A 12,134-nucleotide genomic window follows, 5' to 3' on the forward strand; every position below is an offset into this window, starting at 1 on the left:
CAGATGGGGTTACCAATTTTTAATTGGTTTCCGCTTGGAACTGACTTACAAAGCCATGTTCCGATGGCGCTGAAGCAGCGCCAAGCTAGAGTGAACGCCAGCTGTAAACAGCTCGCAAAGAATTTTTAAATACGCCGCAGGAGAGATTCGCAATGGCTCAGCAGGGCAGTGGTTATCAGGCTCGCTATAAACGCATTCTACTCAAGCTTAGCGGCGAGGCCCTGATGGGCTCGGAAGAGTTCGGGATCGATCCGAAGGTACTGGATCGCATGGCGCTGGAAGTCGGCCAACTGGTCGGTATCGGCGTACAGGTCGGTCTGGTGATCGGCGGTGGCAACCTGTTCCGTGGCGAGGCCTTGAGCAAGGCTGGCATGGATCGGGTAACAGGCGACCACATGGGCATGCTGGCCACTGTGATGAATGCTCTGGCCATGCGCGATGCGCTGGAACGTGCCAATATCTCGGCCATCGTGATGTCGGCCATTTCCATGGTTGGTGTTACTGATCACTATGATCGTCGCAAAGCCATGCGCCACCTGAACTCCAAGGACGTCGTGATTTTCGCGGCCGGTACCGGTAATCCGTTCTTCACCACGGATTCGGCAGCCTGCCTGCGTGCAATCGAAATCGATGCCGACGTTGTTCTGAAGGCGACCAAGGTCGATGGCGTCTACACCGCAGACCCGTTCAAAGACCCGCATGCCGAGAAGTTCGATCATCTGACTTATGATGAAGTGCTGGATCGCAAGCTGGGTGTAATGGATCTGACTGCTATTTGCCTGTGCCGCGACCACAAGATGCCGTTGCGCGTATTCAACATGAACAAGCCGGGCGCCCTGCTGAACATCGTGCATGGCGGCGCTGAAGGCACCCTGATCGAGGAAGGTCAACAATGATCAACGAAATCAAGAAAGACGCTCAAGAGCGCATGCAGAAATCCCTGGACTCTCTGGCTCATGCATTTGGTCAGATTCGTACCGGCAAGGCTCACCCAAGCATCCTGGGCAGCGTGATGGTGCCGTACTACGGCGCAGACACCTCCATCACCCAAGTGGCCAACATCACTGTAAAAGACTCGCGCACCCTGCAAGTCGTTGCCTTCGAGCGCAATATGCTCGCGGCAGTCGACAAGGCCATTCAGAGCGCTGGTCTGAACCTCAACCCGACCAACCTTGGCGAGTTGCTGCTGATCTCCATGCCTGCCCTGACTGAAGAGACCCGCAAGGGCTTCACCAAGCAGGCGCGCAGTGCCGCCGAAGACGCTCGTGTTGCCGTGCGCAACATTCGTCGTGACGCCTTGGGCGAGCTGAAGAAGCTGGTCAAGGATAAAGAAATCAGCGAAGACGAAGAGCGTCGTGCTGCAGCCGACATTCAGAAAATCACTGACAAGGCTGAGGCTGATATCGATGCGGCCACCAAGGCAAAAGAAGCGGATCTGATGGCCGTATAAGGGTCGAGTTTTAAATGGACAAGACCAAGCAGTCTGCGCCGTCCGCGGTGCCGCGCCATGTCGCGATCATCATGGATGGCAATAATCGCTGGGCGAAAAAGCGCTTTATGCCGGGTGTCGCCGGTCATAAAGCGGGTGTGGATGCTGTGCGGGCGGTAATCGAGGTGTGCGCTGAGGCCAAGGTTGAAGTGCTCACCCTGTTCGCCTTTTCCAGTGAAAACTGGCAGCGCCCGGCCGATGAAGTCAGTGCCTTGATGGATCTGTTCTTCAAGGCGTTGCGTCGTGAGGCCAAGCGCCTCAACGACAACAATATCAGCCTGCGCATCATTGGCGATCGCTCGCGCTTCCATCCTGAACTTCAGGCGGCGATGCGCGAGGCTGAGGCCATGACGGCCGGTGCCAACCGTTTTATTCTGCAGATCGCCGCCAACTACGGCGGTCAGTGGGATATTGCACAGGCAGCGCAGCGTCTGGCGCGTGAAGTTCAGGCCGGGCATCTGCGTCCGGAAGACATCACTCCGGATCTGCTGCAAACGTGTCTGGCGACCGGTGACCTGCCGCTGCCGGACCTGTGCATCCGCACCGGTGGCGAGCACCGCATCAGCAACTTCTTGCTGTGGCAACTGGCGTACGCCGAGTTGTACTTCTCCGACCTGTTCTGGCCGGACTTCAAACACGAAGCCATGCGCACTGCGCTGGCCGATTTCGCTTCGCGTCAGCGTCGCTTCGGTAAAACGAGCGAGCAGGTCGAAGCTGGAGCCCGGGTTTAATGCTTAAACAACGAATCATCACTGCGCTGATCCTGCTACCGATCGCTCTGTGCGGGTTTTTCCTGCTCGAGGGTTCCGGTTTCGCGCTGTTCATCGGTCTGGTCGTAAGCCTGGGCGCCTGGGAATGGGCGCGTCTGGCGGGCTTTACCGCGCAGTCGTTCCGTGTCGGCTATGCCGCTGTCGTCGCGCTGATGCTGTTCGTCATGTACGTCCTGCCGAGCCTCGCCCCTTGGGTGCTGGGCGCTTCGGTGCTGTGGTGGGCGGTGGCGACGTATCTGGTGCTGACGTATCCGCGCTCGAGCGAGCACTGGTCCACGGCGGCCACCAAACTGGTGATCGGCTTGCTGATCCTGCTGCCGGCCTGGCAAGGGCTGATGCAGATCAAACAGTACCCGCTGGGTAACTGGCTGATCATGGCGGTGATGGTGCTGGTCTGGGGTGCCGACATCGGTGCCTATTTCTCCGGCCGTGCCTTCGGCAAGCGCAAACTGGCGCCGCAAGTCAGTCCCGGTAAAAGCTGGGAAGGCGTTTACGGTGGTCTGGCGCTGAGTCTGGTCATTACCGCTGTCGTCGGCCTGGTTCGTGACTGGACCGTGGGCGAGTTGCTCAAAGGCTTGATCGGTGCTGCGCTGATCGTCTTCATTTCGGTGGTGGGCGACCTTACCGAAAGCATGTTCAAGCGCCAGTCCGGTATCAAGGACAGCAGCAACCTGCTGCCCGGTCATGGCGGTGTGCTTGATCGCATCGACAGTCTGACCGCTGCGATTCCGATTTTCGCTGTATTGCTGTGGATGGCTGCACCGTGAGCGGTCCTCAACAGATTACCGTTCTGGGGGCTACCGGCTCGATCGGTCTGAGTACCCTGGATGTCATCGCTCGTCATCCTGAGCGTTATCAGGTTTTCGCGCTGAGCGGCTTCACGCGCCTGAGCGAGTTGCTGGCCCTGTGCATTCGCCATGTGCCGCAGTTCGCGGTGGTGCCCGAAGTGGCTGCGGCTCGCGGTCTGCAGGATGATTTGCGAGCGGCTGGCCTGCCCACTCGCGTGCTGGTAGGGGAGGAGGGCCTGTGCCAGGTCGCTTCCGCGCCAGAAGTCGATGCCGTGATGGCGGCCATCGTCGGTGCTGCGGGCTTGCGCCCGACATTGGCAGCGGTGGAGGCTGGCAAGAAGATTCTCCTGGCCAATAAAGAAGCGCTGGTGATGTCCGGCGCGCTGTTCATGGAGGCCGTGCACAAGAGCGGCTCGGTGCTGCTGCCGATCGACAGCGAGCACAACGCGATCTTCCAGTGCATGCCGCAGGATTTTGCCCGTGGGCTGGGCGCCGTCGGCGTGCGGCGGATTTTGCTCACGGCGTCGGGTGGTCCTTTCCGGCAAACGCCGATGAGCGAATTGGCGCATGTTTCGCCGGATCAGGCGTGTGCGCACCCGAACTGGTCCATGGGGCGCAAGATCTCGGTGGACTCGGCCAGCATGATGAACAAGGGCCTGGAGTTGATCGAGGCTTGCTGGTTGTTCGACGCCAAGCCTGCGCAGGTCGAGGTGGTGATCCATCCGCAGAGTGTGATTCACTCATTGGTCGACTATGTGGATGGTTCGGTGTTGGCGCAGTTGGGTAATCCCGACATGCGCACGCCGATTGCCAATGCGCTGGCCTGGCCTGAGCGTATCGACTCGGGCGTGGCGCCGCTGGATCTGTTTGCCGTTGCGCGTCTGGATTTCGAGGCGCCGGACGAAGAACGCTTCCCGTGTCTGCGCCTGGCGCGACAGGCGGCTGAGGCCGGCAACAGCGCACCAGCCATGCTCAATGCGGCCAACGAAGTGGCGGTCGCGGCGTTTCTCGACGCACGCGTGGGTTATCTGGAAATCGCGAGTATCATCGAGGACGTGTTGAATCTCGAGCCTGTGGTTGCGCTGGAAGATCTGGATGCGGTGTTTACCGCAGACGCGAAAGCGCGGATTCTGGCCGAACGATGGCTGAGTCGTCACGGCCGATAGCCGTTGCAGGACCCTGGCGTCACGCGACACTGAACAGGATTGCGGAGAAAGTAGATGAGCGCGCTCTATATGATTGCCGGCACCCTGATCGCATTGGGTGTGCTGGTCACCTTTCACGAATTCGGCCACTTCTGGGTCGCTCGTCGCTGTGGCGTCAAGGTTTTGCGTTTTTCCGTGGGCTTCGGCATGCCCCTGTTGCGCTGGCACGACAAGCAGGGCACCGAGTTTGTTATCGCCGCGATTCCGTTGGGCGGCTACGTCAAGATGCTCGATGAGCGTGAAGGCGAAGTGCCGGTCGATCAGCTTCATCAGTCCTTCAATCGCAAATCGGTTCGCCAGCGTATCGCCATTGTGGCGGCGGGGCCGATTGCCAACTTCCTGCTGGCCCTGGTGTTCTTCTGGGTGCTGGCCATGCTCGGCAGCGAGCAGATCCGCCCTGTCATTGGTGCAGTCGAGTCCGGCAGTCTCGCGGCCAAGGCTGGCTTGAGTGCTGGCCAGGAAATCGTCGCCATCGATGGCGAGCCGACCTCCGGTTGGGCGGCGGTCAATTTGCAGTTGGTGCGTCGTCTTGGCGAAAGTGGTTCCCTGCAATTGCTCGTGCGCGAGCAGGGCTCCAGCGCCGACACGCCTCGTGAGCTGGCGCTGGATCATTGGCTCAAAGGAGCCGACGAGCCCGATCCGATCCGCTCGCTCGGCATTCGCCCATGGCGCCCGGCGTTGCCGCCGGTGCTGGCGGAACTTGATCCAAAAGGTCCGGCGCAGGCCGCTGGTCTGAAAACCGGTGACCGTCTGCTGTCGCTTGACGGCCTGGCGCTGGGTGACTGGCAGCAGGTGGTCGATACTGTTCGTACGCGTCCTGATACCAAAATCATGCTGCGTATCGAGCGCGACGGTGCTCAAATCGACATCCCGGTGACCTTGGCGGCACGCGGCGAAAGCAAGTCGCCTGGCGGTTATCTCGGTGCTGGTGTAAAAGCCGTAGACTGGCCGCCGGAGATGATCCGTGAGGTCAGCTATGGTCCGCTGGCCGCGATTGGCGAGGGTGCCCGTCGTACCTGGACCATGAGCGTTCTGACGCTGGACTCACTGAAGAAAATGCTGTTCGGCGAGCTCTCGGTAAAAAACTTGAGTGGACCGATAACCATTGCTAAAGTGGCGGGCGCTTCTGCCCAGTCGGGCGTCGCTGATTTCCTGAATTTCCTTGCTTATCTGAGTATTAGCCTGGGGGTTCTGAATTTGCTGCCCATTCCTGTATTGGATGGGGGGCATTTGTTGTTTTATCTGATTGAGTGGGTGCGTGGTCGCCCCTTGTCGGATCGGGTGCAAGGTTGGGGGGTGCAGATCGGTATCAGTTTGGTGGTCGGAGTGATGTTGCTTGCTCTGGTCAATGATCTGGGTCGACTGTAAAGCTTCGCTGAATTGCGAATCTGCCGCATTTTGCGGCAGTTTGTTTATTGCCAGTTGGAATAAGAAAGGACTTCATGAAACGTCTGCTGCTAACTGCGGTTCTCACCGTATTGATGATCGCCGAAGTTCACGCCGAGTCCTTCACTATCTCTGATATTCGCGTCAATGGCCTCCAGCGGGTCTCTGCGGGTAGCGTCTTTGGTGCCTTGCCGTTGAACGTCGGCGAGCAGGCGGATGATCGTCGCCTGGTGGAATCCACTCGTGCGTTGTTCAAAACCGGTTTCTTTCAAGATATCCAGCTGGGCCGCGAAGGCAACGTTCTGGTGATCACGGTCGTCGAACGTCCGTCCGTCGCCAGTATCGAGATCGAAGGCAACAAGGCGATCTCCACCGAAGACCTGATGAAGGGCCTCAAGCAGTCCGGTCTGTCCGAAGGTGAAATCTTCCAGCGCGCCACCCTTGAAGGTGTTCGTAACGAGCTGCAACGCCAGTACGTTGCCCAGGGCCGCTACTCGGCTTCGGTCGATACCGAAGTGGTGTCGCAGCCGCGTAACCGCGTTGCGCTGAAAGTGAAGATCAACGAAGGCACCGTGGCTGCGATCCAGCACATCAACGTGGTGGGTAACACGGTCTTCCCTGATGACGACCTGATCGACCTGTTCGAGCTCAAAACTACCAACTGGCTGTCGTTCTTCAAGAACGATGACAAGTACGCCCGCGAAAAACTCTCCGGTGACCTGGAGCGTCTGCGTTCCTACTACCTGGACCGCGGCTACATCAACATGGATATCGCTTCGACCCAGGTGTCCATCACCCCGGACAAGAAGCACGTCTACATCACCGTCAACATCACCGAAGGCGAGAAGTACACCGTACGTGACGTCAAGCTCAGCGGTGACCTGAAAGTCCCTGAAGACCAGATCAAGTCCCTGCTGCTGGTGCAGAAAGGCCAGGTGTTCTCGCGCAAACTGATGACCACCACGTCCGAACTGATCACCCGTCGCCTGGGTAACGAAGGTTATACCTTCGCCAACGTCAACGGCGTTCCTCAGCCGCATGACGACGATCACACCGTGGACATCCTGTTCGCCGTCGATCCGGGCAAGCGTGCCTACGTCAACCGCATCAACTTCCGTGGCAACACCAAGTCCGAAGACGAAGTGCTGCGTCGCGAAATGCGCCAGATGGAAGGTGGTTGGGCTTCGACCTACCTGATCGACCAGTCCAAGACCCGTCTTGAGCGTCTGGGCTTCTTTAAAGAAGTAAACGTTGAAACTCCGGCCGTTCCGGGTGTCGACGACCAGGTAGACGTGAACTACGCCGTTGAAGAACAGGCGTCCGGTTCGATCACCGCCAGTGTCGGTTTCGCCCAGAGTGCCGGTCTGATCCTCGGCGGTTCGATCACCCAGAACAACTTCCTCGGTACCGGTAACCGCGTCAGCGTCGGCCTGACCCGCAGCGAATACCAGAGCCGCTACAACTTCGGCTACGTTGACCCGTACTGGACCGCCGATGGCGTGAGCCTGGGTTACAACGCGTTCTATCGCACCACCGACTACAAAGATCTCAACATCGACGTAGCGAGCTATGCGGTAGACAGCCTGGGTGCCGGCGTCAACGTTGGCTATCCGATCAGCGAGACTTCGCGTCTGACCTTCGGTCTGTCCGCTCAACAGGACAAGATCAAGACCGGTCAGTACACCGTTGACGAGATCTTCGACTTCGTTAACAAGGAAGGCGACCAGTATCTGAACTTCAAGGCGTCGGCCGGCTGGTCCGAGTCGACCCTGAACAAGGGCGTATTGCCGACCCGTGGCCGTTCCCAGAGCCTGACCCTGGAAACCACGATTCCGGGCAGCGACCTGTCGTTCTACAAACTCGACTATCGTGGTCAGTTGTTCCAGCCGATTACCGAAAACTACACCCTGCGTCTGCACACTGAGCTGGGTTATGGCGATGGTTATGGTTCGACCGACGGCTTGCCGTTCTATGAAAACTACTATGCTGGTGGTTTCAACTCGGTTCGTGGCTTCAAGGACAGCACCTTGGGTCCTCGCAGTACTCCGAGTCGTGGCACTAACCCGGGTACCTCCGTTGACCCGGATCAGGATCCGCTGCCGTTCGGTGGCAACGTACTGATCCAGGGTGGTGCGGAGGTTCTGTTCCCGCTGCCGTTCGTCAAGGATCAGCGATCCCTGCGTACCTCGGTATTCTGGGACGTGGGTAACGTTTTCGATTCGCAGTGCAAGGACACCACCAACACAAATGGCTCGACGTCCAACACCAAGTGCAACGACATCAGTCTGAGCAACATGGCCAGTTCCGTTGGTGTGGGTGTGACCTGGGTCACCGCACTGGGTCCGCTGAGTTTTGCTCTGGCGATGCCGGTCAAGAAACCGGATAACGCTGAAACTCAAGTGTTCCAATTCTCCCTCGGCCAGACGTTCTAAGCGTCTGACCCAAGATAACGACAATGGATTTTGTAGGAGTGCATCGTGCGTAAGTTGACTCAATTGGTTCTCCTGGCCTCCGTACTGGTGGCAGGCCCGGCGTTCGCCGACATGAAAATCGCTGTTCTGAACTATCAGATGGCGCTGCTGGAATCCGATGCGGCCAAGAAGTACGCCGTGGATGCCGAGAAGAAGTTCGGTCCGCAACTGACCAAACTCAAGACGCTGGAAAGCAGCGCCAAGGGCATTCAGGACCGTCTGATGGCCGGTGGCGACAAGATGCAGCAGGGCGAGCGTGAGCGTCTGGAGCTTGAATTCAAGCAAAAGGCCCGTGACTTCCAGTTCCAGTCCAAGGAACTGAACGAAGCCAAGGCTGTTGCCGACCGCGAAATGCTCAAGCAACTGAAGCCGAAACTGGATAGCGCAGTGGAAGAAGTCATCAAGAAAGGTGGTTTTGACCTGGTGTTCGAGCGTGGCGCAGTGATCGATGTCAAACCTCAGTACGACATCACGCGCCAGGTTATCGAGCGCATGAATCAGCTGAAGTAACCCATGACCGTGACTATCAAGCTCGGCCAGTTGGCCGAGTTCCTCGGCGCCACCCTTCGTGGCGACCCCGAGACGCAAATTACTGGGCTAGCCACCTTGCAGGAGGCTGGCCCAGCTCAGTTGAGCTTTCTGGCAAATCCTCAATACCGCAAATACCTGGCAAGTTCCCAGGCGGCTGCGCTATTGCTCAAAGAGGCCGATGCCGACGGTTTTGCCGGCAATGCGCTGGTGGTGCCGGATCCTTACCTGGCTTACGCACGCATCTCGCACCTGTTCGATCCCAAGCCAAAAGCTACTGCGGGTGTTCATCCCACAGCAGTGATTGCGCCGGATGCGGTGGTTGATCCAAGCGCCAGCATCGGCCCGTTCGTGGTGATCGAGGCCGGTGTGCGAATCGGCGCGCAGGTCACCCTGGGCGCACATTGCGTCATCGGTGCCCGCAGTGAAATCGGTGAGGGCGGCTGGCTCGCTCCGCGAGTGACGCTGTACCACGACGTGCGCATCGGCAAGCGTGTGGTGATCCAGTCTGGCGCGGTGCTCGGCGGTGAGGGCTTCGGCTTTGCCAACGAAAAAGGCATCTGGCAGAAAATCGCCCAGATCGGTGGCGTGACCATCGGCGATGACGTGGAGATTGGCGTGAATACCGCTATCGACCGCGGTGCCTTGGCCGATACCGTGATCGGCAATGGCGTGAAGCTCGACAACCAGATTCAGATTGCGCACAACGTCCAGGTCGGTGATCACACCGCCATGGCAGCGTGCGTCGGTATCTCCGGCAGCACCAAGATCGGCAAGCACTGCATGCTCGCTGGCGGCGTCGGTCTGGTGGGTCACATTGATATTTGCGACAACGTTTTCCTCACCGGGATGACCATGGTGACCCACTCGATTACCGAGCCGGGTGCCTATTCTTCCGGTACAGCCATGCAACCGGCGGCCGAATGGCGCAAAAGCGCGGCCCGCATCCGTCAGCTCGATGACCTTGCGCGACGTTTGAAACAGCTGGAAAAGCGCGTTGGGGAAGTGACCCCCGGCGGCAATGCTTCATCTGATGGCTGATACCATTTCCATATCAAGTGTGCACAGCCTCTAGACTGCCTCCTTGATTTGCTAGAGGAGTGCGCGTCAGTCGCGCTCCCAATCTTTACATAGGCTTCCCCCCGAAATGATGGACATCAACGAGATTCGCGAATACCTGCCTCACCGTTACCCGTTCCTGCTGGTGGACCGGGTGGTGGAACTGGACACTGAAGGCAAGCGCATTCGCGCCTACAAGAATGTCAGCATCAACGAACCATTCTTCAATGGTCACTTCCCGGCGCATCCAATCATGCCGGGCGTGTTGATCATCGAAGCGATGGCTCAGGCTGCCGGGATCCTCGGTTTCAAAATGCTCGATGTGAAGCCTGCCGACGGCACGCTGTATTACTTCGTCGGTTCCGACAAACTGCGTTTCCGTCAGCCGGTTCTGCCGGGTGACCAACTGATCCTTGAGGCCAGGTTCATCAGTTGCAAGCGTCAGATCTGGAAGTTCGAGTGCCAGGCTTCGGTCGACGGCAAGCCGGTCTGCTCCGCTGAAATCATCTGTGCGGAACGCAAGCTATGAGTTTGATTGACCCTCGCGCAATCATCGATCCGTCGGCCGTTCTGGCTGACGGCGTCGAGGTCGGCCCGTGGTCGATCATCGGCGCAGGTGTGGAAATCGGCGAGGGTACCGTAATCGGGCCGCATGTGGTCCTCAAAGGCCCGACCCGGATTGGCAAGCACAATCGCATCTACCAGTTTTCCTCGGTAGGCGAAGATACGCCCGATCTGAAATACAAAGGTGAAGAAACCCGTCTGGTGATTGGTGACCACAATGTCATCCGCGAAGGCGTGACCATTCACCGTGGCACTGTTCAGGATCGCTCCGAAACAACGCTGGGCGACCACAACCTGATCATGGCCTATGCCCACATCGGTCACGACAGTGTGATCGGCAACAACTGCATTCTGGTCAACAACACGGCGTTGGCCGGACATGTACATGTCGACGACTGGGCGATCCTTTCCGGGTTCACCCTGGTTCATCAGTATTGCCACATCGGCGCCCACAGCTTTTCCGGCATGGGCACCGCCATCGGCAAGGACGTTCCGGCGTTCGTGACCGTATTCGGCAACCCGGCTGAAGCGCGCAGCATGAACTTCGAAGGTATGCGCCGTCGCGGTTTCAGTGAAGACGCCATTCACGCCCTGCGTCGCGCCTATAAAACCGTGTATCGCCAAGGGCTGACCGTGGAACAGGCGCTGGCCGAACTGGCCGAACCTGCTGCGCAGTTCCCGGAAGTCGCGCTGTTTCGTGACTCGATTCAGTCATCGACTCGCGGCATCACCCGCTGATCATGGCCAATCTGCGTATTGCGCTGGTGGCGGGCGAGGCTTCCGGTGATATTTTGGGCGCCGGTCTGATGCGCGCCCTCAAGGCGCAACATCCGGCGGTCGAGTTCATCGGTGTCGGCGGTCCGTTGATGCAGGCCGAAGGCCTGACGTCCTACTTCCCCATGGAACGTTTGTCGGTCATGGGGCTGGTGGAAGTGCTCGGGCGGCTACGCGAGTTGCTCAAGCGCCGCAAGGACCTGATCGCCACGTTGATTTCCGAGAAACCGGATGTGTTCATCGGCATCGACGCCCCGGATTTCAATCTCAATATCGAACTCAAGCTGCGGCAGGCCGGGATCAAGACCGTGCACTACGTCAGCCCTTCGGTGTGGGCGTGGCGCCAGAAGCGCGTGCTGAAGATTCGCGAAGGCTGCGACCTGATGCTGACGCTGTTGCCGTTCGAAGCGAAATTCTACGAAGAGAAAGGCGTGCCGGTACGGTTCGTCGGTCATACGTTGGCCGATACCATTGCGCTGCAGGCTGATCGCGCCGCTGCGCGTGCCGAACTGGGCTTGCCCGACGGTCCGCTGGTGGCATTGATGCCTGGCAGTCGTGGTGGCGAAGTTGGTCGCCTGGGCGCATTGTTCCTCGATACGGCCGAGCGCCTGCGGGCCATGCGTCCGGGACTGCGCTTTGTCATACCGTGCGCCAATGCCGAGCGTCGCGCTCAGCTCGAGGAGCTGCTCGCGGGTCGCGACTTGCCGGTAACCCTGCTCGACGGCAAATCCCATCTGGCCCTAGCGGCGTGCAACGCGGTGTTGATCGCTTCCGGCACGGCCACGCTTGAAGCGTTGCTGTACAAGCGGCCAATGGTCGTCGCGTATCGCCTGGCGCCGCTGACGTTCTGGATTCTCAAGCGCATGGTCAAGAGTCCGTATGTGTCTTTGCCAAACCTGCTGGCCCAGCGTCTGCTGGTCCCGGAATTGTTGCAGGATGATGCAACGGTCGAGGCCCTGGCGCAGACCCTGTCGCCGCTGATCGAAGGTGGCGAAGAGCAGACCCGTGGCTTCGACGAGATTCATCGCACGCTGCGGCTGGACGCCTCCAATCAGGCGGCGGACGCCGTCCTCAACCTGATCGGTCAATCACGATGAGCA

The 12,134-nt window shown here is 59.0% G+C and carries 12 protein-coding genes; all 12 read left to right on the plus strand.

Features of this window, described 5'->3' with window-relative positions:
- Positions 1-152 precede the first annotated feature (152 nt).
- The 12 genes from pyrH to lpxB all read left to right on the plus strand — a co-directional run bounded on the left by pyrH (position 153) and on the right by lpxB (position 12,131).
- Positions 153-896, plus strand: coding sequence for a UMP kinase (gene pyrH / locus QMK55_RS19175; protein WP_003222124.1), 744 nt, complete (start codon positions 153-155; stop codon positions 894-896).
- Positions 893-1,450, plus strand: coding sequence for a ribosome recycling factor (gene frr, locus QMK55_RS19180; protein ID WP_102355656.1), 558 nt, complete (start codon positions 893-895; stop codon positions 1,448-1,450). Before pyrH ends, frr begins: the two co-directional genes overlap by 4 nt.
- 14 nt (positions 1,451-1,464) lie before the next feature.
- Entirely contained in the window at positions 1,465-2,220 is a 756-nt protein-coding gene (gene uppS, locus QMK55_RS19185; RefSeq protein WP_003222128.1) for a polyprenyl diphosphate synthase, read from the plus strand.
- On the plus strand, positions 2,220-3,026 hold the full coding sequence (locus QMK55_RS19190; RefSeq protein ID WP_320329757.1) for a phosphatidate cytidylyltransferase: 807 nt from the start codon (positions 2,220-2,222) through the stop codon (positions 3,024-3,026). Before uppS ends, QMK55_RS19190 begins: the two co-directional genes overlap by 1 nt.
- A complete protein-coding gene (gene ispC / locus QMK55_RS19195) occupies positions 3,023-4,213 on the plus strand; it encodes a 1-deoxy-D-xylulose-5-phosphate reductoisomerase (protein ID WP_320329758.1) in 1,191 nt (396 codons plus the stop codon). The genes QMK55_RS19190 and ispC overlap by 4 nt, the downstream gene beginning before the upstream one ends.
- A gap of 54 nt (positions 4,214-4,267) precedes the next feature.
- Complete coding sequence (gene rseP, locus QMK55_RS19200; RefSeq protein ID WP_102355659.1) at positions 4,268-5,620, plus strand: sigma E protease regulator RseP; 1,353 nt, start codon at positions 4,268-4,270, stop codon at positions 5,618-5,620.
- A gap of 74 nt (positions 5,621-5,694) precedes the next feature.
- Positions 5,695-8,070 (plus strand): outer membrane protein assembly factor BamA, encoded by a 2,376-nt coding sequence (bamA, locus tag QMK55_RS19205; protein WP_102355660.1) that lies wholly within the window; start codon positions 5,695-5,697, stop codon positions 8,068-8,070.
- Between the two features lie 45 nt (positions 8,071-8,115).
- Positions 8,116-8,619, plus strand: coding sequence for an OmpH family outer membrane protein (locus QMK55_RS19210; protein ID WP_003222140.1), 504 nt, complete (start codon positions 8,116-8,118; stop codon positions 8,617-8,619).
- A gap of 3 nt (positions 8,620-8,622) precedes the next feature.
- Positions 8,623-9,678: a UDP-3-O-(3-hydroxymyristoyl)glucosamine N-acyltransferase gene (lpxD, locus tag QMK55_RS19215; protein WP_102355661.1), complete on the plus strand. Its 1,056-nt coding sequence runs from the start codon at positions 8,623-8,625 to the stop codon at positions 9,676-9,678.
- 106 nt (positions 9,679-9,784) lie between these two features.
- Positions 9,785-10,225: a 3-hydroxyacyl-ACP dehydratase FabZ gene (fabZ, locus tag QMK55_RS19220; protein WP_025110881.1), complete on the plus strand. Its 441-nt coding sequence runs from the start codon at positions 9,785-9,787 to the stop codon at positions 10,223-10,225.
- Complete coding sequence (gene lpxA, locus QMK55_RS19225; protein WP_102355662.1) at positions 10,222-10,998, plus strand: acyl-ACP--UDP-N-acetylglucosamine O-acyltransferase; 777 nt, start codon at positions 10,222-10,224, stop codon at positions 10,996-10,998. The genes fabZ and lpxA overlap by 4 nt, the downstream gene beginning before the upstream one ends.
- Before the next feature lie 2 nt (positions 10,999-11,000).
- On the plus strand, positions 11,001-12,131 hold the full coding sequence (gene lpxB / locus QMK55_RS19230) for a lipid-A-disaccharide synthase (protein ID WP_320329759.1): 1,131 nt from the start codon (positions 11,001-11,003) through the stop codon (positions 12,129-12,131).
- Positions 12,132-12,134 lie beyond the last annotated feature (3 nt).

Origin of the sequence: Pseudomonas sp. P8_229 (genome assembly GCF_034008635.1) — a bacterium.
Classification (GTDB): Bacteria; Pseudomonadota; Gammaproteobacteria; order Pseudomonadales; family Pseudomonadaceae; genus Aquipseudomonas.